This is a genomic window from Methylobacterium fujisawaense, assembly GCF_039619325.1.
Lineage (GTDB): Bacteria > Pseudomonadota > Alphaproteobacteria > Rhizobiales > Beijerinckiaceae > Methylobacterium > Methylobacterium fujisawaense.
Genome location: NZ_CP155000.1, coordinates 1,665,153 through 1,690,192, shown reverse-complemented (window position 1 = coordinate 1,690,192; position 25,040 = coordinate 1,665,153). Strand labels below are relative to the sequence as shown.

The 25,040-nt window shown below is 68.4% G+C and carries 27 protein-coding genes; 18 read left to right on the top strand and 9 right to left on the bottom strand.

Features of this window, described 5'->3' with window-relative positions; translation table 11 throughout:
* The first annotated feature begins 77 nt into the window (after positions 1 to 77).
* Positions 78 to 629 carry a protein phosphatase CheZ gene (locus ABC766_RS08170; RefSeq protein WP_043346637.1) on the top strand — a complete coding sequence of 184 codons (552 nt, stop codon included), beginning with the start codon at positions 78 to 80 and terminating at the stop codon, positions 627 to 629.
* Between the two features lie 22 nt (positions 630 to 651).
* Entirely contained in the window at positions 652 to 1,728 is a 1,077-nt protein-coding gene (locus tag ABC766_RS08165; RefSeq protein WP_345821782.1) for an HD-GYP domain-containing protein, read from the top strand.
* A 124-nt stretch (positions 1,729 to 1,852) separates the two neighbouring features.
* Here the strand turns inward: ABC766_RS08165 and ABC766_RS08160 are convergent, their stop codons facing one another.
* Positions 1,853 to 3,196: a dicarboxylate/amino acid:cation symporter gene (locus tag ABC766_RS08160; protein WP_342143334.1), complete on the bottom strand. Its 1,344-nt coding sequence runs from the start codon at positions 3,194 to 3,196 to the stop codon at positions 1,853 to 1,855.
* A gap of 29 nt (positions 3,197 to 3,225) precedes the next feature.
* Between ABC766_RS08160 and ABC766_RS08155 the strand changes: the two genes are divergently transcribed.
* From ABC766_RS08155 to ABC766_RS08140, 4 genes are all read left to right on the top strand, one after another.
* Positions 3,226 to 3,495, top strand: coding sequence for a hypothetical protein (locus tag ABC766_RS08155; RefSeq protein WP_345821779.1), 270 nt, complete (start codon positions 3,226 to 3,228; stop codon positions 3,493 to 3,495).
* On the top strand, positions 3,492 to 5,375 hold the full coding sequence (locus ABC766_RS08150) for an ATP-binding protein (RefSeq protein WP_345821778.1): 1,884 nt from the start codon (positions 3,492 to 3,494) through the stop codon (positions 5,373 to 5,375). The genes ABC766_RS08155 and ABC766_RS08150 overlap by 4 nt, the downstream gene beginning before the upstream one ends.
* Positions 5,372 to 6,727, top strand: coding sequence for a sigma-54 dependent transcriptional regulator (locus ABC766_RS08145; protein ID WP_345821777.1), 1,356 nt, complete (start codon positions 5,372 to 5,374; stop codon positions 6,725 to 6,727). The genes ABC766_RS08150 and ABC766_RS08145 overlap by 4 nt, the downstream gene beginning before the upstream one ends.
* Before the next feature lie 146 nt (positions 6,728 to 6,873).
* The gene (locus ABC766_RS08140) at positions 6,874 to 7,110 is read left to right on the top strand and encodes a DUF6894 family protein (protein WP_043346619.1); all 237 of its coding nucleotides are present in this window, start codon (positions 6,874 to 6,876) and stop codon (positions 7,108 to 7,110) included.
* Between the two features lie 484 nt (positions 7,111 to 7,594).
* On the opposite strand, the gene ABC766_RS08135 is transcribed toward ABC766_RS08140, so the two are convergent.
* Positions 7,595 to 8,938, bottom strand: coding sequence for an IS1380-like element ISMex4 family transposase (locus ABC766_RS08135; protein WP_043765794.1), 1,344 nt, complete (start codon positions 8,936 to 8,938; stop codon positions 7,595 to 7,597).
* 396 nt (positions 8,939 to 9,334) lie between these two features.
* Between ABC766_RS08135 and ABC766_RS08130 the strand changes: the two genes are divergently transcribed.
* The 8 genes from ABC766_RS08130 to ABC766_RS08095 all read left to right on the top strand — a co-directional run bounded on the left by ABC766_RS08130 (position 9,335) and on the right by ABC766_RS08095 (position 12,916).
* Positions 9,335 to 9,577 carry a hypothetical protein gene (locus tag ABC766_RS08130; RefSeq protein WP_236952835.1) on the top strand — a complete coding sequence of 81 codons (243 nt, stop codon included), beginning with the start codon at positions 9,335 to 9,337 and terminating at the stop codon, positions 9,575 to 9,577.
* Between the two features lie 167 nt (positions 9,578 to 9,744).
* Positions 9,745 to 10,113 carry a hypothetical protein gene (locus tag ABC766_RS08125; protein ID WP_043346618.1) on the top strand — a complete coding sequence of 123 codons (369 nt, stop codon included), beginning with the start codon at positions 9,745 to 9,747 and terminating at the stop codon, positions 10,111 to 10,113.
* Positions 10,114 to 10,445: 332 nt separating this feature from the next.
* The gene (locus tag ABC766_RS08120; RefSeq protein ID WP_043346616.1) at positions 10,446 to 10,655 is read left to right on the top strand and encodes a cold-shock protein; all 210 of its coding nucleotides are present in this window, start codon (positions 10,446 to 10,448) and stop codon (positions 10,653 to 10,655) included.
* A 105-nt stretch (positions 10,656 to 10,760) separates the two neighbouring features.
* Complete coding sequence (locus ABC766_RS08115; RefSeq protein ID WP_043755289.1) at positions 10,761 to 11,123, top strand: DUF6481 family protein; 363 nt, start codon at positions 10,761 to 10,763, stop codon at positions 11,121 to 11,123.
* Positions 11,124 to 11,164: 41 nt separating this feature from the next.
* On the top strand, positions 11,165 to 11,362 hold the full coding sequence (locus ABC766_RS08110; protein ID WP_043346614.1) for a hypothetical protein: 198 nt from the start codon (positions 11,165 to 11,167) through the stop codon (positions 11,360 to 11,362).
* A 560-nt stretch (positions 11,363 to 11,922) separates the two neighbouring features.
* On the top strand, positions 11,923 to 12,159 hold the full coding sequence (locus ABC766_RS08105; RefSeq protein WP_051044647.1) for a hypothetical protein: 237 nt from the start codon (positions 11,923 to 11,925) through the stop codon (positions 12,157 to 12,159).
* Between the two features lie 92 nt (positions 12,160 to 12,251).
* Positions 12,252 to 12,509, top strand: coding sequence for a hypothetical protein (locus ABC766_RS08100; protein WP_051044646.1), 258 nt, complete (start codon positions 12,252 to 12,254; stop codon positions 12,507 to 12,509).
* A 251-nt stretch (positions 12,510 to 12,760) separates the two neighbouring features.
* Positions 12,761 to 12,916: a hypothetical protein gene (locus ABC766_RS08095; RefSeq protein WP_164706323.1), complete on the top strand. Its 156-nt coding sequence runs from the start codon at positions 12,761 to 12,763 to the stop codon at positions 12,914 to 12,916.
* Positions 12,917 to 13,354: 438 nt separating this feature from the next.
* Here ABC766_RS08095 and ABC766_RS08090 read toward each other — a convergent pair whose 3' ends face one another.
* On the bottom strand, positions 13,355 to 14,248 hold the full coding sequence (locus tag ABC766_RS08090; protein WP_345821774.1) for a LysR family transcriptional regulator: 894 nt from the start codon (positions 14,246 to 14,248) through the stop codon (positions 13,355 to 13,357).
* 339 nt (positions 14,249 to 14,587) lie between these two features.
* On the opposite strand from ABC766_RS08090, the gene ABC766_RS08085 reads away from it, so the two are divergent.
* The 4 genes from ABC766_RS08085 to ABC766_RS08070 all read left to right on the top strand — a co-directional run bounded on the left by ABC766_RS08085 (position 14,588) and on the right by ABC766_RS08070 (position 19,016).
* The gene (locus ABC766_RS08085) at positions 14,588 to 15,091 is read left to right on the top strand and encodes a flavin reductase family protein (protein ID WP_043346606.1); all 504 of its coding nucleotides are present in this window, start codon (positions 14,588 to 14,590) and stop codon (positions 15,089 to 15,091) included.
* Between the two features lie 139 nt (positions 15,092 to 15,230).
* Entirely contained in the window at positions 15,231 to 16,619 is a 1,389-nt protein-coding gene (locus ABC766_RS08080) for an MFS transporter (RefSeq protein ID WP_345821773.1), read from the top strand.
* Positions 16,620 to 16,648: 29 nt separating this feature from the next.
* Positions 16,649 to 17,803: an LLM class flavin-dependent oxidoreductase gene (locus tag ABC766_RS08075; RefSeq protein ID WP_043346595.1), complete on the top strand. Its 1,155-nt coding sequence runs from the start codon at positions 16,649 to 16,651 to the stop codon at positions 17,801 to 17,803.
* Positions 17,804 to 17,822: 19 nt separating this feature from the next.
* On the top strand, positions 17,823 to 19,016 hold the full coding sequence (locus ABC766_RS08070; RefSeq protein WP_345821772.1) for a YbfB/YjiJ family MFS transporter: 1,194 nt from the start codon (positions 17,823 to 17,825) through the stop codon (positions 19,014 to 19,016).
* 115 nt (positions 19,017 to 19,131) lie between these two features.
* On the opposite strand, the gene ABC766_RS08065 is transcribed toward ABC766_RS08070, so the two are convergent.
* Genes ABC766_RS08065 through ABC766_RS08040 form a run of 6 tightly spaced genes read right to left on the bottom strand, consistent with a single transcriptional unit; the run spans position 19,132 to position 24,949 of the window.
* Positions 19,132 to 20,595: a class I adenylate-forming enzyme family protein gene (locus tag ABC766_RS08065; RefSeq protein ID WP_345821770.1), complete on the bottom strand. Its 1,464-nt coding sequence runs from the start codon at positions 20,593 to 20,595 to the stop codon at positions 19,132 to 19,134.
* 37 nt (positions 20,596 to 20,632) lie between these two features.
* On the bottom strand, positions 20,633 to 21,388 hold the full coding sequence (locus ABC766_RS08060; RefSeq protein WP_287090363.1) for a CoA-transferase subunit beta: 756 nt from the start codon (positions 21,386 to 21,388) through the stop codon (positions 20,633 to 20,635).
* A complete protein-coding gene (locus tag ABC766_RS08055; protein ID WP_345821767.1) occupies positions 21,381 to 22,208 on the bottom strand; it encodes a CoA transferase in 828 nt (275 codons plus the stop codon). The genes ABC766_RS08060 and ABC766_RS08055 overlap by 8 nt, the downstream gene beginning before the upstream one ends.
* Positions 22,209 to 22,233: 25 nt before the next feature.
* Positions 22,234 to 22,950, bottom strand: a complete 717-nt coding sequence (locus ABC766_RS08050; RefSeq protein ID WP_043755295.1) for an enoyl-CoA hydratase/isomerase family protein — start codon at positions 22,948 to 22,950, stop codon at positions 22,234 to 22,236.
* Positions 22,951 to 22,960: 10 nt separating this feature from the next.
* Positions 22,961 to 24,118, bottom strand: coding sequence for a CoA transferase (locus tag ABC766_RS08045; RefSeq protein ID WP_345821763.1), 1,158 nt, complete (start codon positions 24,116 to 24,118; stop codon positions 22,961 to 22,963).
* 15 nt (positions 24,119 to 24,133) lie between these two features.
* Positions 24,134 to 24,949: an IclR family transcriptional regulator gene (locus ABC766_RS08040; RefSeq protein WP_345821760.1), complete on the bottom strand. Its 816-nt coding sequence runs from the start codon at positions 24,947 to 24,949 to the stop codon at positions 24,134 to 24,136.
* Positions 24,950 to 25,040 lie beyond the last annotated feature (91 nt).

The window sequence follows — 25,040 nt, the reverse complement described above, 5'->3', positions numbered from 1 at the left end:
CAATCGGCATTAAGACCAGCTTAAGACATGGCCGATAGTTTCGGCGCCTAAATTAAAGCGCATGGTGATCGTCGATCATGGCCCGTGCTGTACCGGACGTCGTTTCCATAGAAGAGGGTGTCGGGCTCCTGCGGAGCCAGCTCGTGTCGATCTCGGACGCGATCGCGCGGACGCGCCAGGAAATCGCAGACCTTCGACAGGAGCAGGAGACCAGTCGCGCCTGCGACGAACTCCACGCCGTCGTACAAGGCACGGAAGACGCCACGAACGCGATTTTGACGGCGTCGGAGACCGTCGATGGGCTGGCCCGCGGGATCGTGAGGCGATCGGAACACCCTGCGACCCGGGCCGACGCGGAGGCCATTCAGGCCGAGATGCAAACCATCTTCGAGGCGTGCAACTTCCAGGACCTGACCGGGCAGCGGATCTCGAAGGTCGTGCGCACGATCGTCCTCGTGGAGGAGCGGATCGGCGAGATGCTGCGCGTCTGGTCGGCGTCCGGCGACGGGCCGGCACGGCCCAACCTGCCGCACGACAGACGCAGCGGCGAGGCGGCCCTGCTGAATGGCCCCGTGCTACCCGGCGACGCCTCGGTCTCGCAGGACACGGTTGACGCAATGTTCCCGTAGGCCGCGATCAGAGAGCGTGCCGATGGGCCGTATCCTTCTGATCACGGACGATCCCGTACGCAGCCTGGGCTTGCAGGGGGATCTGTCCGATGGTCTGTCTTGCGAGATCCACGACCTCCGCGCCGCGGCGGCGCCGGTCGGCACACCGACCGCGATCGTCACTGACGTCCTCGATCTCGGTACGGCATCCGTCGAGCGTCTGCGGCGCCTCCTGGTTCAGATCCGGCACGGGGTCCCCCTGGTCGTCCTTTCGCCGACCGAGAGCCCGCGCACCCGGCTCGTCGGCGTCGCGCTCGGTGCGACGCACACGCTGTGCGCCCCCATCGACATCGATCACCTGCGGGATCGGCTCGGCGCGCAGCGGCCGCCGTCACCCGTCGCGGCGCATGTCGAGGAGCCGGTGCCCGCCTGCGCGGTCCGGATGGCGGGAGAGGTGCGCGGGTTCTACGCATCGGTCTTCGTGGCGGATCAGCCGATCACACCCGCTGTCATCGACAACGGCACCCAGGCCATCGACGTCGCGATCCGGGATACGGGGATCCGCGACTGGATCCGGGCGGTGCGCCAATTCGACGATGCCACGCACCAGCACTGCCTGCTGGTGGCCGGGCTGGCGGCCGCCTTCGCGACAAGTCTCGGCCTCGGCGTGCAGGAGCGTCACCGGGTCACCAAAGCGGCCCTGCTGCACGATGTCGGCAAGATCCACATCCCGGCCGCCATCCTCAACAAGCCGGGCCGGCTCGACGACACCGAGATGGCCGTGATGCGGCTGCATCCCGAAAAGGGATACAGCATGCTCGCCGAGCAGGGCTTCGAGCAGCAGATGCTTCTGGTGGTCCGGTCGCATCACGAAATGCTCGACGGTTCGGGCTATCCGGACCGGCTCAAGGGACGCGACATCCCCGACCTCGTCCGGCTCGTCACCGTCTGCGACATCCACGCGGCCCTGATCGAGCAGAGGCCCTACAGGGCGCCCATGGCGAGCGAGGCGGCATACGCGATTCTGGAGGGCATGGCCGGCCGGCTCGATCCTGCGATCGTCGGCGCGTTCCGGCCGGTCGTCGCCGCCTTCGCGCCCCAGGCCCTCGCGCAGGGCTGACGGCCGGGGATCGGCCCTTGGAGTCCCGGCACAGCCGCCCGAGGGTCTGCGCGGGCTGATCGCAGATCGCTTGTCTAGGATGTGGCCGTCGCGAGCCGCACGCGCGGCCCGCGACGGCCGCGGCTCACTCGGCGGCCTGCAGGGTCGGCGTGTGGCCGGCCGGTCGGGTGGTTTGGCCAGCGAGAGCCGCCGCGAGCTTGTCCTCGTCAACCTCGTTCTCCCAGCGCGCCACCACGATGCAGGCCACGGCGTTGCCGATGAAGTTCGTGAGCGCCCGGCACTCGGACATGAAGCGGTCCACGCCCAGGATCAGCGCCATCCCGACCACCGGCACGGAGGGCACCACCGCCAGCGTCGCCGCCAGCGTGATGAAGCCCGAGCCGGTCACGCCCGCCGCGCCCTTGGAGGACAGCATGGCCACGAGGAGCAGAAGGGCCTGTTCGCCGAAGCTCAGGGGCGTATCGGTCGCCTGGGCGATGAACAGGGCCGCCATCGTCATGTAGATGTTGGTGCCGTCGAGGTTGAACGAGTAGCCCGTGGGCACGACGAGGCCGACGACCGGCTTGGAGCAGCCGGCCCGCTCCATCTTCTCCAGCAGCGAGGGAAGCGCCGACTCGGACGAGGACGTGCCGAGCACGAGGAGCAGCTCCTCCTTGATGTAGCGGATGAGCCGGATGATCGAGAAGCCGTTGTAGCGGGCCACCGCCCCGAGCACGACCAGCACGAAGATCGTCGAGGTCAGGTAGAACGCGCCGACGAGATAGGCGAGGTTGGCGAGCGAGCTGATGCCGTACTTGCCGATCGTGAAGGCCATCGCGCCGAAGGCGCCCACGGGGGCGACCTTCATGATGATGTTGACGACGCCGAAGATCGCCTCGGACAACACCTTGATGATGTCCAGGACCGGCTTGCCTCGGTCGCCGAGGAAGGCGAGGCCGAAGCCGAACAGCACCGAGAAGAACAGCACCTGCAGGATCTCGCCGCCCGCGAAGGCGCCGACCGCCGTCGTGGGGATGATGTTCATCAGGAAGTCGACGATGCTCTGCTCCTTCGCCTTGCCGGCGTAGGTGGCGATCGCCTTCGGATCGAGCGACTTCGGGTCGATGTGCAGGCCGTTGCCCGGCTGGAGCACGTTGGCGACGATGAGGCCGACGATCAACGCCAGCGTCGAGAACGTCAGGAAGTAGATCAGCGCCTTGCCGCCGACGCGTCCGACCTTCTCCAGGTTGGTCATGCCGGCGATGCCGGAGACGACGGTGAGAAAGATGACCGGGGCGATGATCATCTTGACGAGCTTGATGAAGGCGTCGCCGAGCGGCTTCATCTCGGCACCGAGCTGCGGATAGAAGTGGCCGAGCAGGATGCCGATCGCGACGGCGACCAGGACCTGGAAGTACAGCGTCCGGTACAGCGGCTTCGGTTTGGCGGGCGGATGCGGGGCGGTGAGTGGTGACGGCACGGCAGCCATGGGGCGTTCTCCCTGTCGATAGCTTCGGTTTGGGCGACTGGCGTCGAAATGGTCCGACGCTGTCCGCGCTTGCTCTTGGCCGTTCGGCTGGCAGCCGTTCACTGACGACATGGCTGCGTTACGTGGCGGGAATGGCAACCGGCATGCCACCGAAAGGCGGCGAGTTGCATTTCTTCATTTCATTGAAAGGAAATGCTTTTTTACGGCCGTGGCGCGACCGCCCGATCGGTTCCTGTGCGGATTTCCGCACGCTTCGGGCCGAAGCGTTCCGGCTTTCCGCACGGGTTGGCGCCCGTTGATCCGCTCGGCGGCGCCCGAAAGCGGAGCCCGGACGCCGGACGGAACGCCGTCGCGGCGGGGTCTCGCGATTCTTCTCGGGCTCTGCGCAGTCCTGGCGGCGACGTGGCTCGCAGGCCGCACCGCAGAACGCTGGGCCCTGTCGGATCTGCGGCGGGCCGCCCGCTCGGCCATCGGGCTTCAGGTCGGCGTACTGCTGGCCGAGATGCAGAAGCAGGCCTCGCTGCCGCTTGCACTCGCCACCGACCCCGAAGTCGTCGCCGCACTCGGGCCGGATCCGGGCCGCGGCCTTCTGGATCGCGTCGACAAACGGCTCGCACAAATCGCAGCCGCCACCGGCTCGGCGGTCATCTACGTGATCGGCGCCGATGGGCTCACGGTCGCAGCCAGCAATGCCGGGAGCGACCGCAGCTTCGTTGGACAGGATTACGGTTTCCGTCCCTATTTCAAGCAGGCCCTGGCCGGCGGCGCCGGATCGCAATTCGCCCTCGGCACGGTCAGCAGCCGGCCCGGCCTGTACCTCGCGCGGCGCGTCGGCACTGGCGCCGGGGTCGTCGTGGTGAAGGTGGAGTTCGACGCGGTCGAGGCGGCGTGGCGCGCGGCCCACGAGGTGACCTTCGTCACCGATGCCCGGGGCATCGTCCTCGTCACCAGCGAGCCGGGGTGGCGCTTCGATACCCTCGACGCCATCGATGCCGCCGAGCGTGCCCGGATCGAGGCGGGGCAGGAATTCGGGGCGGCGTCCCTCAAGCGGCTGCCGCTGCATCCGATCGTCGGCAAGCCGGACGCCGTCCGCGTCGCCCGGGGGGCACTGCCGGCCTGGACCGCGATCCTGTCGCAGGCCCCCGTGCCCGGCACGGACTGGCGGTTGCATACGCTGACGCCGGTCGGCACCGCTGTCGAGCGCGAGCGGCTTCAGGCCTGGATCATCGCGGCGCTGGCCACGGCGCTCGTCGGATATGGGCTCTTCGCCCTGGCCGACCGCGGCCGCCGGACGCGGACCCGGCTGGCGGAGGCCGCTGCGCGCCGGGCGGAGCTTGAAACCCGGGTCGAGGCGCGGACACGCGCGCTGCGCGAGACCAACGCGCAGTTGCGCGCCGAGATCGCGGAGCGACAGCGCGGCGAGGCCGAACGCGAGCGCCTCGGCCGCGAATTGGCGCAGGCCGGCCGGCTGGCAGCCCTGGGCCAGTTCGCGGCCAGCATGGCGCACGAGATAAACCAGCCGTTGGCGGCGATCCGCTCCTACGCCGACAACACCGCGATTCTCATCCGCCGCGGGCGATCCGACGACGCGGCCGAGAACGCGGCCGCCATCAGCCGGCTCACCGACCGCATCGCGGGCCTCACCCGGCAGCTCAAGGGCTTCGCCCGCCGCGCCTCGCCGCGACGCGAGCCGGTGGTGCTGCGCGACGTGGTGGCGAACGCCTTGGAACTCGTGACTGCGCGTGCGGCGGCCCTCGACGTCCCGCTCGCGGCAGACCGGCCCGACCCGGATCTGCGCGTGCTCGGAGACGGTCCGCGGCTGGAACAGGTTCTGGTCAATCTGCTCCAGAACGCCCTCGACGCGGTGGCGGGCCGACCGGACGCCCGCGTCGGCCTGCACCTTCGCTCCGACGGTGGCGAGCGCATCGCGGTCGAAGTGGCCGATACCGGGCCCGGCATTCCCGACGCCCTGCGCAGCCAGGTCTTCGACGCGTTCTTCACGACCAAGACGGATGGCCTCGGTCTGGGTCTCGCCATCGCCCGTGGGATCGTGGAGGATTGCGGCGGCAACCTGATCCTGGCGGGCGGCGCGGACGCCGGCACGGTCTTCCGGATGGAGCTGCTCCGGGCGACGGAGAACAGTCCGGGCGCGGACAAGCCCTTGGGAGCAACACCGTGAGCGGATCGGCGGACGCGGAGGCGGCGACCGAGCGCGTCGTCTTCATCGACGACGAGGCGGAGGTTCGCCGGGCCAATTGCCAAAGCCTGGAACTGGAGGGATTTGCCGTCGAGGCCTTCGCCGCGGCAGAGGCGGCTCTGGCGGCGATCCTGGCCGCGCCTCCCGGCGTGGTGGTCACCGACGTGCGGCTGCCCGGACTCGACGGCGTCGGCCTGCTGGCGCGCCTGCGCCGTGTGGATCCGGACCTGCCTGTCATCCTGATCACCGGCCACGGCGACATCCGCATGGCTGTGGCCGCCATGCAGGGCGGCGCCTACGACTTCCTGGCCAAGCCCTATCCCGCGGAAGCGCTCGTCGCCTCCGTGCGCCGGGCGCTGGAGCGGCGGCGGCTCGTGATGGAGAACCGGGCGCTGCGGGCGCGGCTCGACGCGGCGGTCGAGGAGGATCCGGCGTTCCTCGGGATCTCTCCGGAGATCGCGAGCCTGCGTGCCCTCGTGCGCGAGGTGGCGCAGGCCGATGTCGATGTGCTCGTCTTCGGTGAGACGGGATCCGGCAAGGAGGTGGTGGCGAGCGCCCTGCACCGCTGGAGCCGGCGCTCCGGGCGGAATCTCGTGGCGATGAACTGCGGGGCGTTGCCGGACAGCGTCGTCGAGAGCGAATTGTTCGGCCACGAGGCCGGGGCCTTCACCGGGGCGCTGAAGCGCCGGATCGGTCGGATCGAGCACGCACAGGGTGGAACGCTCTTCCTCGACGAGATCGAGAGCATGCCGCTGCCGCTGCAGGTCAAGCTGCTTCGGGTGCTTCAGGAGCGCACCGTGGAACCGCTGGGCACGAACGAGGTGCGCCCGGTCGACATGCGGGTCGTCGCTGCCACGAAGGTCAATCTCGGGCAGGCGGCCGCTCAGGGCACCTTCCGGGACGACCTCTATCACCGCCTCAACGTCATCACGATCGCGATCCCGCCCCTGCGCGACCGGGGCGAGGACGTGATGCTGCTCTTCCAGCACTTCCTGCGCCGCGCCGCCGAGAGGTTCGGACGGCCGGTGCCGCCGGTCACGCCGTCCATCCGCGATCATTTGCGCCGTCACACCTGGCCGGGCAATGTCCGCGAACTCGGCCATTTCGCCGAGCGTTGCGCCCTCGGGCTCGGAGCCGTGCCGCAATCCGCCACTGAGGCGGCGGCCGGCAGCCTCACCGATCAGGTGGATCGTTTCGAGCGGCAGTTGATCCGCGACGAGTTGATCATGGCCGGCGGCGATGTCCGGGCCGCCGCCGAGGCGCTCGGACTGCCCCGCAAGACGCTCTACGACAAGATGGCGCGTTACGGCCTGACGCCGGGCGACTTTCGCTAGGGGCGCCCGTTCGACCTGTTAGGCGGACCGAGGGCCGCGACCGACGCGTGTGGCGCCGCGGACCGGGCAAGCTACCGAAAAGGGGTAAGCGGACCGGTGCGGAAACGGCTTAGCGTGGCGGACGGATCAGCCTCGCCGAGCCGCCCATGCCGCGTTATTTCATCGATCTGCACGACGGAACCGACATCGTCCGCGACAGAGACGGCTACGACCTGCCGAGCCTCGAGGCCGCCCGGTCTCAGGCCGTGAAGATCATGACACGTATCGCGCAGGGATTCTCCGACGCGCCCGGCCGGCAGGACTACATGGCGGCTGTCCGCGACGAGATGGGGGTGGTGCGGATGCGCCTGCGCGTATCGCTCGATGCGGACCCCGTCGGCTGACGCCGCGGCAGCCACTGCGGGCGTACGCGGTCAGAAGCGCCCCGACGCAATACCGGTAATTCGGACCGGGCCGAGGGAGAGGCGACTGCAGGGCCGCTGCATGGGCAGCGGATGCCCCCAACGCCAGAGGACTATCTTTATCGCGCTCGAAGGCGCAGAGTGAGACGATCATCGGATCGACTGATCCAGGCTCCGGTGACTGAGGGCCTGCGCCCCCGCCTGCGATGGACAGGCGTCCTTGGCAAACATCCCGTCAGTTTCAGGACGGTTCCGCTCTCATCAGGTGCGCCAAGCCTATCGGCTGCATCGGCCTGCATCCAAACGTGGGGTGCTAACCCGCTTTATTCACCAGGGTTTGGCTGGCGACGTGTTTTGAGCTGAAGGCGAGCGGGATCGTGCGTCTGTCCTGACGCGTATGGATCTGGTTGTGCTGTCGGCGCTGGAGGGACGGGAGCGGTGTCGATGGGGCATCACGCCCCGTGGTTCAGGCTGGCGCTGGGGCGAGTGCGCCCGCGATATGGCGCAGCAAGTCGGCCTCGGGACAGGCGGCGGCGAAGGCGAGACGAACACGGGCAGTGGTCTCGTGGATGCGAGCCCCAAGCTTGAGCAGGCGCAGGCGGATCGTCGCGAACTCGGCCTTGGCCAGGCGATGGGGAGCCGGGATGGCGTCGCGCACGGTCAGCATCAGCCAATAGGCGGCGGTGTGCAGCACGAGCCGCATCTGGTTGGCGGCCGGATGCCGGCAGGAGGTGCGGTCGGAAGCGAGCTGGCCCTTATGGAGCTTGATCAGGTTCTCGGCCTGTCCGCGGGCGCAGTACAGCTCGGCGTAGAGCCATTCGGGCGTACCGGTGGCGATGTTCGTGACCACGTAGCGGATGTCGAGGCCAAGGCGGGTCGCCTCGATGCGGGCGGCGACGCGGCGGTGCTGCCGCCAGGATTTGGCTGCGTGCGTGGTCTCAGCAAAGCCGCGCACGGCATCTGTGTTGCTGAGGGCCCGCTCGACCCGGATGTGATCGGCGGTCGGCTCGACCTTGGCGGTGAGCGACTTGGTGCCGGTCAGGCCGAAGACGTAAGCGACGTCGTTGTCCTCGCACCAGTCCATCGCTTCGGGCCGCCCGTAATGGCCGTCGCCACGGATCGTGATCGCGGTCGTCGGCCAGTGTCGGCGGATCGCCCGGACCAGACGACGCAGATGGCCCCGGACTTCGCGACCCGAAGGCGTCTTGCCCGGCCGCAGGATCATCGCCACCGGGCGCGAGGTGGCGGTGTCGTAGACGTGGATGGGGAGAAAGCAGCGTTCGTCGTGGTGGGCGTTGAACAGCGACAGTTGCTGCTGGCCATGGACCACGTCGCAGGTGTCGTCGATATCCAGCGTGACAGCCGCCGGTGGCGCGGCGTAGCTGGCGCAGTAGAGGTCGACCAGCACCCGTCCGAGCCGGATCAGGTCACGCAGGCCCGGCGTGTTCTCCAGCCGCGAGACGGTGGGCTGGCTCATCAAGTCGCGTCCGCTGTCGGGTAGGCGACCACAGGCGAGCTTGAAGGCGGGATCGACGCGCAGGTGATCGAGGTCGTCGGCATCCTCGTACCCGCAGGCGATGGCCAGGATGCGCGCCAGCAGGATCTCGGGCAGAGGATGCACGATCCGGCTCGGGTCACGCCGGTCGGGGATCACCGCGGCGAGCTTCTCACCGATCTGCATCCGCCGGGCAGCCTGAGCGAGCAACAGGACGCCCCCGTCCGAGGTCAGGCGTCCGCCGTCGAAAGCAGCTGTGAGCTTCTTGCCTCGAACCGATGGAAACGCGAACGGCAGACACGTAGGATCGGACATGGCGGGCGTGGCGGGCTCGATCTGGTCTGAGGACTTGGCGTCAGCACCCAATCCCTAAGCCACATCAATGCTTTACGCTACGCTCGCCACCACAGATCCACTGCCCTCGTGAATAAGACGGGCTAACGCTTCGTTCCTATACCGGGTACGGCGCGCATGACGGCCCAACGGAGATTCGACCGCTTGCCATCCGGCCGTCCGACAGATCCCGGAGCCGGTCCTATTCTGCCTCCAAACGTGACGCGAAGCGCGATCATGGCAACCGAATCGAGCCGCGGGCCCAGCGAGTCAAAGAAAGCGAAAGAGCCGCCGGTGACCGTCAACAGGGCGGCTCCGTCGATTGTGGGCCTCGCCGAGCACCGCGGTCGTGGCTGACACGTTGGCGGAAATCGGGAGATGACAATCGTGGTCGAGCCGTACTCAGCACCGCCTTGCCCGGTGATGCAAAGATTGATCAGGATGGTTGCACGTTCATCGCAGCTGCCTGGTCTTCAGGAGCGTGGGTGGCTGATCGATCAGCTCACGGACCTCGAAGCCGAAGGTATTGCCGCAGATGCGCATCGGCGCACCCTGGACGCGATCCGGGCGACGCGGCTGAAGCTTCGCATCGAGAGCCTTTTACCAATGGCTTCGGCCTAAAACAGGCACTGATCTATCCGCAGACGGTCGCATGCGCGGCCATTCAGGACTGCTCTTCAAGCGCCCGTCAAACCGGGGAGGGCGGATACCGAGCCGGATACCCGGATCCGCGAGACGGCGCGACAGCACCGAGCATCGCTCAACGGCCCTTAAATCAGGAGGACAGAATGCACGTCATGCGCTGGTTGACCAGCAAAATCATCGGTCTTTTCCTTGGCGAAACTCAGAGTCGCAGGGCGAATACGATGTCCAAAGAGCGCGAAGCCGGCACCTTCGAAGGCGGGTATTCCACAAAATCCCGACAGTTCGAAAGCGATTACAACGCAGCAACGCGAATGCTCAAGCTGCGGATCGACGAGCGCTTTCCGGACAGCTACTATGCCAGGCTGAGTTCCGACAGAAACAGCTCTTACGATTATGGTCAGGATCGCGCACTGGCGATCGACACCATATCGACGGCCATCGCCATGGCCCTGCGCGGCGGTGCTTCCGTGGAACAAGCCGCGGCCGCTGGGGCGGCGAGTGTGAGGATCTGAAGGCAGCGTGCAGCTTCGTTCGGGTAACCGGGGACCCGGATTGGGAATCCATGGCGCGGTCGGTATGGAAACCGCCGCCTAGCTTCGCGCCGCTGATTGCACCGCCAAAATCTTCTGCGCCGCGTGTCAAACATCCTGCATTTTGACTTAGTGCTTGTGATTATCTCTCCGATGCCGTACAGATGATAAATCGACTTTTGGCCAGATATTCGGCCGCATCGCCTCAACAGGGCGAGCGCTCTGCATCTCTCCCATTTTCGAAAATTCGCGATCGAGCGCGTGCATGGCGTGCGCTCGACCTATTTAACTACCTATAACGATATGGAATACCTATGAGCATCGGCACCGTTAAGTGGTTCAACGACACCAAGGGCTTCGGCTTCATCCAGCCGGATGACGGCGGCAAGGACGTGTTCGTGCACATCTCCGCCGTCGAGCGTGCCGGCATGCAGGGTCTGACCGAAGGCCAGAAGGTCTCCTACGAAATGGAAACCGATCGCCGCAGCGGCAAGCAGTCCGCCGGCAGCCTCCAGGCCGTCTGAGCCACACTCCGTCTTCCAAGACGCGTCTCGAAGCCGTTCCCCCGGGGGCGGCTTCATCTGTATTTCGCAGCCAAAGCTTAGCTCTGGCGCGCACAAGGAATATTCGTGGGACCATACAAAGCAAGTCAGCTTGTTGACCATCTGGCGGCTATCGCCAAGTCGCGACAGGACACCCTGGCCCGGTTCCGGGCCCGCCCGTCAGCCGACGATCCGGCCCTTCGCGCCCGGCAGGCAGCCCGCCAGGCTGTGGTCGCGGCGCGGACTGCACGCAACACCGAGCGTGTGGTCGCCCGCCTCGCCGACGAAGCCGCACGCGAGGCTGAGAGTCTCGCTGCCAGCGCGCAGGCCGAAGCCGACCGGATTCGGTTGGTGGCCGAGGCAGCGGCTTTGCAGACGGCCCGCGCCGCTGAGCAGAAGGCCGCCCGCGACGCGCGCTTCGCCGCTCGCAAAGCCAGAGCCCGCCGGTAAGCCGGTCGCTCCCCGCTCAGCGCTTCTTTGGAGGACGAAACATGTCTCACAAGTTCAAGATCGGCCAGCACGTGCGGCAGTTGGGGACCAGCTATACGGGCAACAAGGGCATCGTCGACGGCCTGTTCGAAGTGGTCCGCCTGACACCGGATGACCGCTCCGGCGAACCCACCTACCGGATCCGGTCCGACGGCGGTGAGCGCGCGGCACGGGAAGGCGAACTCGTTCCGGCCTCTTGATCCATCCGGCCCGACCGGGCTTCCGCATGGCCGTTGCGTCCGGCAACGCTGCGGGAGCAATCGGGCCAGAGAAGAACGCCCTGAGGGAATGCTGCTGCGGTCTGGATCGACGCGGCGAGCCGAACGCCACTCTCAGGACCGACAGGGACGATGATCCGTCCCGGCCTCGCCTGCCGCGGCGCAAGCCGCGGGAGATTGGCGGCCACACGGTGCGATCATCGGAGCGCCGCGCGATCTGCTGCGAGCAGAGCTAAGGCGTCCGATCTCGTTTCTTCCAAAGATCGGCAAAGCTGCGACGATTGTTTCGAGCAGGGCATCTCGGACGCTCTGCCATGCCCGTACCGATCATCCGTCGCGACAGCACAAGCGATCGAGATTGCGATGCACAGGCACGTATCCTCTCGCTCCACCTTCGGCTGCCCGTCGGCTCACGGCGAGTGTTCCCGCACGGGAACCGGCTTCCGGAGTTAAACCATCATCGATCGCCGCTGCGAACGCGACATGTTCAAACGTGAGGATGTTTCATGCCCCCGGCCGGCGCCCATTCCCCCGAGGCGGCCATGATCGAGCCCAATCAGACCGCCTATATCCTCAAGGTGACGCGCCCCGACGAGGCGGAACTATCCGGTTCCTTGGTGATGTTCTACGCCGTGATCACGACCTCCGAAGACGAGGCGCTTGCGGTCGTGCGCCAGGCCGTGAAAGCGGATGCGGTGGTCGAGCCGACGGGCGTCCGCCTCGCTCAACAGACAGCCAGCGCCCTCAACCTGGAGGCGGGTCTCGCAAGAGCACTCTGACGCGTCTTCCAGGGCTGCCCCGGTCCTCGAGCGGGATCTCGTGTCGCCAGCCCGGCGATGCGGCGACAGGCAGTGAACGGGGAACCTCCGCCATGGATATCGACCGCTTGGCAGAAACCGAGCGCGTGCTTGCGGTCACCGACCGTCTCTGGCGTGCCGAGATGCATCGGGTCTTCGGTCCCGACGCGGTGCTGCTCCACGGCTTCGGAGAGGACCGTCGAGGCGCGCCTGGAACACGCCTGCGGTCGACCTTCGAAGACAGACGCAGCGCGATCGCGGCCTGGCGGCGGGTGAGGAGTCCGGCGCCTTCGCGCGCCTTCACGGGCAGGCCGGTCGTCCCGGGAGCCTGACGCCCCTCATCGCAGAGCGGCGATGAGGGTCCGCGCAAAAATCGGACACGGGGCCCTTTTGATGCGCGTTCCGGATGCGCAACGCAGCCGCCGCGGATCTCCGAACTGGTGAAACCCGCGCTCAGCCCCCACCGAAAGTCGTCCCACCGTCGACACCCTGCGTTGGGAGTGGCGTTTTGGCTTCGGACGGCGCATAGCTTCGGCATCCCTCCGCGCAATCCCGTGCCCTGGGCGACGAAGCGGAGGCCGAGATGGCACGCGAATTTACGACCGGCAAAGCGCAGGCTGTTACGCCCGAGGACTTCAACGAGCGCGTCAAGCGTCTTTTCGCCGACAAGCCCGACCCGCGTAAGGCCGAGCCGAAGGGCAAGAACTACAAGTCGAACAATCCGTTCACAAAGAGCTGAGACCGAGCGCCCCGGGATAATTGCAGGCGGGCCGCTATGAACTTGCGGCGCGTCGGGGATCCTGATCTGGGTATGACGCCGACGAAATCGGTGATTGTCCTGATGCTGGATGGGTGCAGACAAGTCTGATCGACGCGAGTTCGGTTCTCCAGCTCGACCGGGCCAGGCTCGCCGAGCGTCTACGACGCCGCGTTGCGTCGTAGACGGGCCCGATATCATCGAAGACGTCCACCTGCGCCTCGTCCCGCATGCAATGGGTCCGCGCCGGGCCGTCCGCTCGGCGCGGACACGTTCAGCGCCGCGCCCCTTCAGGCGACCGACCGACGTCCCCGACGCGCATTCCGTGGGCTTTTCATCCGGCCTCACCGAACCGCTGAGGCCTCGCAGCTTCAGCCTCCTCGGGTCAGGCCGGACGGACAATCTCTTGAAGCTGCGCATTTAGCCAAGAGCATCCTCGAACGTGCTCGACGCCGCCGCGAGTTCGGTGAGCAGGCGCGGAATGGTCGTTGTCGCGTCCGCCGCGTAGACGGCGAAGAATTCCACCAACGGCCCCTCCGGGCAGGTCTCCAAAACCCGCAGGGCGCCGGATGCGATCTCCGCCCGGTAGCATTGGATCGGGAGAAGGCTGACGCCCACGCCGGCCTGCGTCAGGGAGGCGACGGCGCCCATGCTGTTGCAGAGATCGACGACGCGCGGCGCGTCGCCCCGTTCGTTGAGCCAATGCTCCACGGTTCGATGATGGAAGCTGTTCTTGCCGAGCGACAGGATGCGGATCGCCCGGAAGTCCGCAGGCTCGATTCTGCGGTTCGGAAGATCGAGGCCGCGGCCCGCCATCCAGGCGAAGCGCACCTGTCCGAGGGAGCGCGTGGCGAGGTGCGGGTCGAAGCGCGTGCCCGGCATCAGCGCCATGTCGATCTCGCCATTCGCCATCAGGGTCTGGAGGTCGGCCGTCAGGGCGACCTGCAATTCCAGGGTCAGGCGCGGATAGGATCGATGGATGAGGTCCACGAAATGCGGGAGCCACGTCACCGCGACCAGTTCGGCCACGCCGAGCCGGACGAGGCCGGACAGGGCGTCGCCGCTGCCGACCCGCGTCCGAATTTCAGCGCAGGCTGCGATGGCGCGCTCGGCATAGACCTGCAGTTCCCGGCCTTTGGCGGTCAGCCGGACCCGCCGCTGCGAGCGGTCGAAGAGGGAGACGCCGAGATCCAGTTCCAGGTCCTGGATCCGGGCCGAGATCGTCGACGGCGTCGCGTTCAGACGGTCCGCGGCGGCCGTAAAGCTTCCGCACCGCGCGATCTCGAGGAAGGTCTCGAGCTGTTTGATGTTCACGACCGAGCAGCCTTGATGACCGTGTAGTCTCTTCGGGATCTACGGGGAGAGAGCCCGCCAATCTGGAGGCGCGCGGGACGGGCCGGATCAGGCCTAGCAACCTGATCCCAGTCCTGCAAAATATCGATCGGGCGTCAACGATGACACGATGGTTCGACATTTTCGAACGTTTGCCTGCGGAATAATTCGCTTTTTTCGTGTCCTGCCAGCGCTATCGTGTCGTTCGTCGAGATGATCGCCGGTCAGAGCAACCGCTCCACCGCTTGCCCGGCCTGTCGCGTGGATTGCGGGACCGGCCGAATGCTGCGCGCGCCGTGACCGCAGGAAGGATGTGTTGTGATGATCCCGTCCCAGAGCATATCGGGAGATCAGTTCAAGTCGGTGATGCGGCGGTTCGCGGCCTCCGTGAACGTCATCACCTCTGCCGACGGGGCTGTGATGAACGGCATGACCGCTACCGCCGTCTGCAGCGTCTCGGCCGATCCGCCGAGCCTGCTCGTCATCGTCAACAAGTCCAATCGCTCGCATCCGGTGATCAGTCGATCCGGCACCTTCGCCGTCAACGTGCTGTCGAGCGATCAGGAGGAGCTGGCGGGGCACTTCGCCGCCAAGAAGCCGGATCCGTTCGCCGACATCGACCATCGGATCGGCCAGACCGGCTGTCCCCTGATCCGCGACGCCGACGCGACGCTCGAATGCGCCGTCGTGCAGGAGACGGATTTCGGCACGCATACGATCTTCATCGGGCGCATCGTGACCTGTGCGGTCGCGAGCAAGTCTCCGCTCCTTTACCACGAGGGTCGCTTCTGCCGTCTGGAGGACATGGCCCTGCACTACGCCTGACGGCGACCCGATCCTCTCCCGACGCAGCCGGCCCGTGACGCCAACGGGAACCGGCCGGAGAGCAGCGTGGCCCCAAAAGGATCTGCACCAAGAAGAAGAGAGCGCAATCACTCAAGACGCCAACACGAGGGTGGAAACGATGGCCTCTGCAGACGACAGCCGGCCCGGATTGGATCCGGGTCAGGCGAAGCACGCGCGTCGCGCCGTGATCGCCGCCACGATCGGCACGATGATCGAGTGGTACGACTTCTACCTCTACGGTCTCGTCGCCGCGCTCGTCTTCGGGAAGCTCTACTTCCCGTCGCATGACCCGTTCGCGGCGACGCTCCTCTCCTTCTCGACCTTCTTTCTCGGCTTCGTGGCCCGTCCCTTCGGGGCGGCGATCTTCGGACATTTCGGCGACCGGATCGGCCGCAAGGCCACGCTCGTGGTCACGCTGATGCTGATGGGGGTGAGCACCGTCCTCATCGGCCTGATCCCGACCTACGACTCGATCGGCATCTGGGGGGCCGTCGCCCTGACCACCCTGCGGATCCTGCAGGGCGTCGGGGTCGGCGGCGAGTGGGGCGGGGCCATCGCGGTCGCGACCGAGTGGGGTCAGTTCAACAAGCGGCGCGGCCTGGCCGGGAGCTGGCCGCAATTCGGCTCGCCGCTGGGCATGCTGCTGGCCGTCCTCGTCCTCACCGTCGTCACCCATGCCGGCTCGCCCGAGTGGTTCGAGACGATCGGCTGGCGCATCCCCTTCCTGCTGAGCGCCGTCCTGATCGCCGTCGGCCTCTACATCCGCCTGGGCGTGCTGGAGACCCCGGTCTTCGAGGAGATGAAGGCCAAGAAGCAGGTCGCCAAGGCACCGGTCCTCGACGCCGTGCGGCTGTACTGGAAGGACATCCTGCTCACCTGCCTGATCCGCACCGGACAGCAGGCGCCGTTCGTCCTCTTCACCACCTACCTGCTTTCCTACGGCACCGGCGTGCTGAAGCTCGAACGGTCGTTCCTGTTCAACTGCGTGCTGGCGGCCGCCGCAACCTCGCTGATCACGACGCCGCTGTTCGGCTACCTGTCGGACCGCATCGGCCGGAAGCGGATGTACCTGATCGGCGCCTTCACGATGCTGGTCTTCGCCTTCCCCTATTACTGGTTGATCAACAGCGCGATCCCGGCCGTGATCGCCCTGACGGTGGTCGCCTCTCTCGTCGTCCACGACATGCAGTACGGGCCGCAGGCCGCCTTCATCGCCGAGAGCTTCCCGCCGAACGTGCGCTACAGCGGCGCCTCGATCGGTTACCAGCTCGCCTCCCTCACCTCGGGCGGCCCGGCGCCGATCATCGCGACGTGGCTGATGCACACCTACGGCACCTCCACGGCGATCAGCTGCTACCTCGCGATCATCGCGGCGATCAGCCTGATCTCGGCGGCGCTCCTCAAGGACCGCTCGCAGGAGGACTACATCTCGGTCGCGCCGCGCCCGCCCGATCCGGACGCAGGCCAACCCCTCGTCGCGTCCAGCGCCAAGCCCACGCTCTCCTGACCACCGCCTGACCCGTGAAGGTGACGAGCATGCTCACCCAGAACCCCCTCACGCCGCACGCCCACGACGCGCCGGTCTCGCCCCTGGAGCGCCTCGCGCCGAACAAGCTCATCCTCGGGCTGTTCCTGCCGATGCAGGAGGGCGCCTGGAGCCCGTCGCGGGCCCCGCGCTCGACTTCCTGGACCTTCGACTACCTCGCCCAGTGTACGCGGCAGGCCGAGGATCTCGGCTTCGACCTCGCCTTCGGCCTCGCCCAGTGGATGGGCAAGGGCGGCTACGGCGGCGAGATGCATTTCCGCGAGCACGAGCTCGATCCGATCATCGTCAACACCGCGCTGGCGGCGATGACGAAGCGGATCGTCCTCATCAACACGGTGCACATCCTCTACGCGTGGCACCCCCTGCATCTCGCGAAGTTCGGGGCCGCGCTCGATCACATCAGCGGCGGCCGCTGGGGCGTGAACGTCGTCACGGGCTACAAGCCGAGCGAGTACCGGATGTTCGGCCTCGACATGATCGAGCACGACCTGCGCTACGACATGGCCGACGAGTTCACGACGCTCCTGGAGCGCCTCTGGGCCGAGGACGAGAACCTGACCTTCGCGGGGCGCTGGTGGAAGACCGAGAACGCCTTCCTGGCGCCGCGTCCGGGGCCCCGCCGGCCCTTCCTGGTCAACGCGGCCTCGTCCGGCGCCGGGCTGGCCTACGCGGCCAAGCACTCGGACCTGATCTTCATCACGAGCCCCGGCGGCGCCGAGCCCGCCAAGGCCTACGAGACCCTGCCGCCGGTCAACGCCCGGATCAAGGACCTCGCCGCCTCCTTGGGTCGGCAGGTCAAGACGATCATCAACCCCCACGTGATCTGCCGCCCCACCGAAAAGGAGGCGCAGGAGGCCTACCGCCGCATCCTGGAGCACGAGGATCCCGTCGCGGCCGACAACTTCGTCCAGACCTTCGTGGGTGGGGACACCAAGTCCTGGCGCGGTCACAGCCGCGCCCAGTGGGTGATCGGCGGAAACGTCCACCTTGTCGGCACGCCCGAGCAGATCGTCGAAGGCTTCGTGAAGCTGCAGGCGGCCGGCTGCGACGGCGTCCAGGTCAACTTCTTCGACTACCTTCCGGACCTCGCCTATTTCGGCGAGGCGGTCATCCCGATGATGAAGCAGGCGGGTCTGCGGACATGAACAGCGGCGGTCGGTGCCGGTGAGCGGTGCCGCTGCGCCTGTCCCGGCCGCGGCGGAGGCAGGAGGCCGGCTGTCGTTCCCGGCCCTTGCCGCCGGCTTCCTCGCGCTCGCCGTCGCGATCGGCATCGGTCGCTTCGTCTACACGCCGATCCTGCCCGCCATGGCGGACGGGCTCGGCCTCACCCGGGCAGAAACGGGCCTGATCGGCTCCGCCAACTTCGCCGGCTACCTCGCCGGCGCCCTGGCCTCGGCGCACCCGCTTCTGCTCCGGGCACGCAGGCTCTGGCTCGCCAGCGCCCTGGGGACCTGCGTCGCCACGCTCGTCGCCATGAGCGCGTGTTCGACGCTCGCCGCCTTCGTCGCCCTGCGCTTCGTCGGCGGCGCGGCGAGCGCCCTCGGCTTCGTCCTCGCCACGGCCCTGGTCATGGACCGGCTGACGCGGACCGGGCGCTCCGATCTGGCCGCGCTCCATTACGCCGGTGTCGGGAGCGGGATCGCGCTGTCCGCGGCGGTCGTGTCCATCGCGCGGGAAGCCGGATGCGGGTGGCGTGGCCTCTGGATAATCAGCGGCGTGCTGGCCCTGGGGCTCGCGGGACCGATCCTCTGGCTGCTCCAGGGATCCGCCCCGGCCGCCTCCCGGGCGCAGGCGGGGACCGCGAACTCCGCGTCGATCGCCCGGCTCGTGATCGCCTACGGTCTGTTCGGCTTCGGTTACGTGATCACCGCCACCTTCCTGGTCGCGATCGTCCGGACGTTGCCGCAACTCGCGACGGCCGAGGCCTATGTCTGGCTGTGCGTCGGTCTCGCCGCGGCGCCGTCCGTCGCGATCTGGGGCTGGGTCGAGCGGCGCTTGGGCTTTCGGACCAGCTTCGCCCTCGCGTGCCTCGTCGAGGCGTCGGGGGTGATGGCCAGCGTCCTGGCGGCCCATGTGCCGGCCATCCTCTACGCGGCCGTCGCCCTCGGCGGGACGTTCGTGGCCCTGACGTCGCTCGGCATCGACGGGGCGCGGCGGCTGCATGCCGGAAATCGTCAGCGGATCGTCGCGGTGATGATGGCGGCATTCGGGACCGGGCAGGTCATCGGTCCCGTGGCGGCGGGCGTCTTGGCCGATGCGACCGGAAGCTTCACCGTGCCGTCCCTCGCCGCGGCGGCCGCGCTCCTGATCGCCGCGGCCCTGGTCCTGTCGTTGCCGGGCGCCGACGCGGCGGCCTGAAGGCCGGCGGTGCCCACCCGGCGGCGGAGGCGGTTCCGCGGAGCCCTGAGAGAGCCGTCGCGCGTCCGGGGCGTCGTGATGCCCAGGAGAGGGGACCGTCACCTGCGTGCGCGGATCAAGGAACGGCCAGCAGGCTGCGCAGCGCCTTGCGATCGGTCTTCCCGACGCCGTTGACCGGCAGCACATCGAGCTTGTGGATCTGCGCCGGCACATAGATCCGCGCGAGGGAACCGCGCACGAAATCCTTGAGGCCCGGCTCGTCGAGGCCCTGGCCCTCCCGCAGCACCACGAAGGCCACCGGCACCTCGCCGAGATCCGCGTCGGGAGCGCCGACCACGCAGCAATCGCGGATGGCGGGATGGGCGGCGAGCTGTCGCTCGATCAGCGCGGGCGAGATGTTCTCGCCACCGCGAATGATCACGTCCTTGATACGCCCGGTGATGGACAGGAAGCCGTCGGCATCGAAGCGGCCGAGATCGCCCGTGCGCAGCCAGCCATCCACGATCGGCTGGTCCGTGCTGCCGAGATAGCCGGCCATCAGGGCGGGGCCGGAGATGCGGATCTCCCCCTCCCGACCGGTCTCGACCGGGCGACCCGTAACGGGATCGAACAGGCCGACATTCTGCCCCTCCAGCACGGTTCCGATCGTGCCGATGCGGCGCCGGCCCGGCGGATTCATGGTCGAGGTGCAGGTTGCCTCCGACAGGCCGTAGGAGACGAGGAGCGGCACGCCGAAGGCGTCCTCGATCTGCCGGTGCAGGGTCGGCGTGATCGGCGCCGAGCCGCAGCGCAGGAAGCGCAGGCCCGGGAAGCGCTCGCCCTGGCGCAGCAGGGGCAGCATCCGCGCGTAGATCGTCGGCACCCCGGTCATGTAGGTGATGCCGCCGGTGCGCAGATGGTCGAGGGCGGCCTCGGCCTGGAAGCGCTCCATCAGCACGATCTCGGCCCCGGCCAGGAGCGGCACGATCAGCTGATTGTTGACGCCGTTCGTGTGGTGGAGCGGCATGACGTGGAGAAGCCGGTCTTCGGGCCCCGTGCCGGTATGGCGGAGCACGCCTGTGGCGTTGCAGATGAGCCCTTCGTGGCGCAGCAGCACGCCTTTCGGCCGGCCGGTGCTCCCCGAGGTGAAGAGGAGCATGGCCTCGTCCCGCGGGCCGATCTCCGCCGCGAAGGCCGCCCCGCCGCTGAAACCGTCAAGCGCCCGGACGTCCAGGCCGGCCAGGGCGCGCCCGGTCACCTGCGCCGCGTAAGCCTCGGCGACGATGAGGTGCCGCATGCCGACAAGAGCCGCCTGCTCGGCCACAACCTCCGGCGCGAGCCCGGGCTCGAGGAAGCAGACGCAGGCGCCGGCCTGCAGGGCCCCGAAATAGGTCGCGATGGCCGCCGCGCTCTTGGGTGCGATCAGCCCGACCCGGTCGCCTTTCTCGACGCCCCAGTCCCGGACCGCCCCCGCGGCGGCGTCGATGCGTGCGCCGAGATCGGCGTAGGTGATGGGGTCCGGGGCCGCGAGGGCCGTGCAACCCGCCTCGGCGTGATGCGCGATGGCCGCGCGAAGCCGCGCGCTGAGCGAGTCCGGCATGGCGGCGATCTCCTCTTCCCTTGGTCTGTCCCGCGCTTCAGCGCAGGCGGATGCCCGCATCGGCCGCGAAACGGCCCGCCGGGTCGAGGGAAGCCAGCGCCGCCCGCTCCTCCGGGGTCGGCGGCGGCGTCGGCCCGGCATCCTCCGCCGAGAAGGCGAAGCCGGTACGGTCGCGGACCTCGTCGAGGCTCGCCTCCGGATGCCAGGAGGCCAGCGCGAGCCGGCCCTCGCGCTTCGTGAAGACGGCGATCGGCGTGACCACGCCGTGCATGCCGCCGGCCGCGGTGACGAAGTCGAGGGTCTCCACCAGGGTGCGCCGGGAATGCTCCGTGCGCCATGTGACCGCCCGGCGGGCGGTGGGCAGCATCACGGCCCCCCCACCGCCGCCCGGCAACCGCACCCGCGGGGCGTGCCAGTCGCCGATGCAGGAGACGTTCGTGCGGCCAAGGCCATCGACCTGGGCGGCGCCCAGGAAGCACAGGTCCATCAGGCCGCGGGTGCAGAGATCGTAGAAATCCTCGTTGGCGAAGATCGCCCGCGAGCCCTCGGCGAGCACGGGGTCGGAGGAGGAGATCGGCACCTCCGACGGGTTCGGATCGACCCCACCGGCGACGTTGATGTAGGTGAACGCGAAGGGATAGGCCTGCTTGGCCAGGAGACAGGCCAGCATCGGCAGGGCCGAGTTCACGCCGCTGAAGGTGATCTCGTTCGGCCGCACGAACCGGGCGAGGTTCGTGACGATGTAGGAGAAGCCCGACCAAGCCCCGGTCACGTTGGACGCCGCCTCAGACATGGGCGGCCTCCCGCGCTTCGGGGCCGGCCGCGAGGTGGTCGGCGAGCACGCCCGGGGCGTCGGTCATGTAGGCCTCCACGGCCGGGTAATCGATCGCGTAATCCGGCCAGAGCGAGCCGGGCCACGCCCCGTTCGGCACGATGCTCACCGCCTCGACGAGGAAGTGGGGCACCAGCGTCAGTTCGGGCTGGTCGCGGAAGGAGGCGTCCGGCGCGATCCGCTCAGCCACCACGAGCACGCGCTTGGCCGAGCGGCTCATGATCCGGTCCCAGTGGGAGGTCCCGAAGACGCGCACGTCTCCCGACTCGCTGACCTCGTTGGCCTGGATCACCGCGAAGTCCGGCTGGATCCGCGGGATGGCGTAGGCCGCCTCGCCGCTGCCATAGGGATCCTCGATCGTCTTCCAGCCGTTCAGGGCGGCCAAGTCCGAGCCGTGGATGCCGCCGCAGGGCATGAACGGCACGCCGAAGGCCGCCGCCCGCAGACCCGCGGTCAGGCTGGCGCAGGCATGCTCCTCCAGGCGGACGGCGCCGGATTCGATTGCGCGGCGGTACCAGGGGGCGAGGCCGAAATTGCCCTCCATGGCGACGATGCCGGCCCTGGCCCGGGACAGGGCGCCGGCGCGGCACAGGATGTCGATGTCGTAGCCCGGCGATTGCTTGACGACTTCGAGGTCGCGACGTCCCTGACGGATCAATTCGCGCACGAACGCGAAGGGGCCGCGATGCAGGAAGCTGCCGCCCAGCGCGAGGGAGCTTCCGTCCGGCACCCGGGCGGCGAGATCCGCGAGGGGGATGATCTTCTGAGGTCCGGCTCTCACGGGGCGTCCTCCGGTCGGAAACGTGTCAGGCCGCGCGGTAGGCGCGGATGCGATCCTTGAGACCCGGGCGCGCGGCCGAGGCGACGAGATCGGCGAGGTCGTCCGCGCGGGTGTCGCGGGCGGCAGCGCGGTTGAGGGCAGCGCCGGCCCAGGGGGACAGCCGCGTCGCCGCCTCCGACGCGGCCGCGACGGTGTCGGACCAGGACTCGGTCGCCGCGATGGCGGTGAGGAAACCGTCGGACAGGGCCTCCGGGGCATCGAACACCCGGCCCTCCTGCAGAACGAGCCGGGCCTTGGAGCCCCCGACGCGATCGGCGTAGCGCCGCGTGCCGAGCACCAGCCCGAAAGACAGACCCGGCATGCGGAAGGTGGCGGCCGGATCGCCGACCCGCCGGCCGCAGGCGCAGACCACATCGACCCCGGCGCCGAAATTCCGCCCGTGCGCCAGCGCCAGGGTGTCGAAGGGCGCGTGGGCGAGCGCCTGGAGAAGCTGCTCGATCCGCACGAAGCGGAGCAGCAGGTCGCCCTCCGACTGATCCTCGTAGCCGCCGAAGTCGAACCCGGCGCTGAAGTTCCGGCCCGCTCCCTTGAGCACGAGGAGCCGGGTCCCGTCGCCGGCCGCCTCTCCCACGGCGTCGAGGAGCGCATCGACCAGGGCGGCCGACAGGGCGTTCATCTTGTCGGGGCGGTTGAGTGTCAGGGTCAGCGTCTCGCCGCTGCGCGCCTTCAGGAGTTCGTCCATAACGCCGCCCTCAAGCCGTGCGGGCGCGGGCCGGCGCGCCGTCGCCGAACAACTCGGCGTTGTGCTGCCCGAGCGCCGGCGGCTCCCGGTAGATCGGGAAGCCCTCGCCGGAGAATTTCAGCGGCGACACGAAGGTGCGTGTCTCGGACCCGGACGGCAGGGTGAGCGGCTGGACCCAGCCCATGTGCTCGACCTGCGGATCGGCGAGCGCGTCGGCGTAGCCGTTGATCGGCGCGCAGGGCACGCCCGCGGCGCGGAACCGGGCGAGCAGGTCGGCGCAGGTGCGGTCGGCGAAGTCTTGCTCCAGGATCCCGAGGAGGTCCTTCTGGTTCTGCGCCCGCAGGGCGGTCGTGGCGAAGCGCGGGTCGTCGGCGAGATCGCTCCGCCCGATCGCCGCGCAGGCGGCGCGGTAGAGGGCGTTGTTGCCCGCCGCCATGGCGAAGTAGCCGTCCTTGGCGCGGAAGGCCTGATAGGGCGCGTTGCGCGGGTGGGCCGAGCCCAGCCGCTTCGGGTCGCGGCCGCTGCCGAAATACTCGCTGGTCTGGAGGGCTGCCATGGCCAGGGAGGCCCCGAACATCGAGGCGTCGATGTGCACGCCGGTGCCGCCCGCCCGCACCTGGAGCAGCGCCGCCGCGATCGCGTAGGCCGCGTAGAGCCCGGTGCCGAAATCCGAGATCGGCACACCGCACTTCACCGGCGGCGCACCGGGCTCGCCCGTGACGCTCATCACGCCGCTCATCGCCTGGAGCGTCAGGTCGAACCCGGCCTCGGACGAGCGCGGCCCCTCCTGGCCGAAAGCCGAGATCGAGCAGTAGACGAGGCTCGGCCGCCCGGCGCTGACGCTGGTGTAATCGAGGCCGAGCCGCTTCATCACGCCGGGGCGGTTGTTCTCCAGCACCACGTCGGCGGAGGAGATGAGCTCAAGGGCCCGCGCCTTGTCGGCCGGATCCTTAAGGTCTAGCGTCACGGAGCGCTTGTTGCGGTTCAGCGAGGCGAAGTTCTCGCTGAAGCCCTCGTTGAGGGGTGGCCAAGCCCGCATCGTGTCGCCGCCGTCCGGGTTCTCGACCTTGACGACGTCGGCCCCCATGTCGGCGAGCAGCATGGCGCAGAACGGCCCGGCCGCAACACTGCAGAACTCGATCACGCGGATACCGGACAGCGGTCGCACGGGCCTACTCCTCGATCAGACAACCGTCGCCGACGCAGGCTCGGGCGCGAGGCCTCGGGCGTGGCGCGGCGCCGGATGGGATGAGACGGTGATGGGGTTGTAGCCGAGGGCACGCGACAGGCTGCGCGCCGTGTCGACAACGACGTCGCTGAAGCGGCGCAGAGCTGTCGGGTTCAGGCGGTCGCCCGGACCGGAGATGCCGATCGCGGCCACGGGACGGCCCATGGCATCGTGAACGATGGCGGCGAGCCCGCAGACGCCTTCGCGCCACTCCCCGCGATTGACCGCAAAGCCCTGGATCCGGACCTGCTCCAGCTCTCGCCGCAGCAGGTCCAGCGTCGGGATCGTGCGCGGCGTGTGAAGCGGGAGCGCCTCCGGCAGATGAGCCAGCGCCGCTTCCTGGTAAGCCAGCAGCGCCTTGCCGGAGGCCACGCAGTAGGCCGGGGCGCGGCCACCGATCGACGAGTAGGCGCGGACCGGCTGCGGGCTCTCGATCTTGTGCAGGTAGATGACGTCAGCCCTGTCGAGCAGCGACAGGTGGATCGTCTCCTGCGTCTGCTCGGCCAGGATCCGCATGAAGGGCTCCGCGACCTGCCGGACGTCGATCCGCGCCACCACCGGGCTGGCGAGTTCGAAGAGCTTCAGCGTGCAGGCGTAGGTGCCGCCCGGGTTGGCGTGCACGTAGCCGGCGGCCACCAGGGTCTGCAGCGTGCGATGCACATTGCTCTTCGTGAGGTTCAGGGCGCGCGCCAGTTCGCTGACGCCACGGGGCGCATCGCTTCCGGCGAGGTACTCCAGAAGCGTCAGTCCTTTGAGGAGTGTGCTGTCCATCGTTCTAATATCCGATACAGCGTTCTGATAAACGCTATCGCCTCGCATCCGGACCCGTCAAGGGCGTGCTTCCGGATTGCTGCAGAATGTA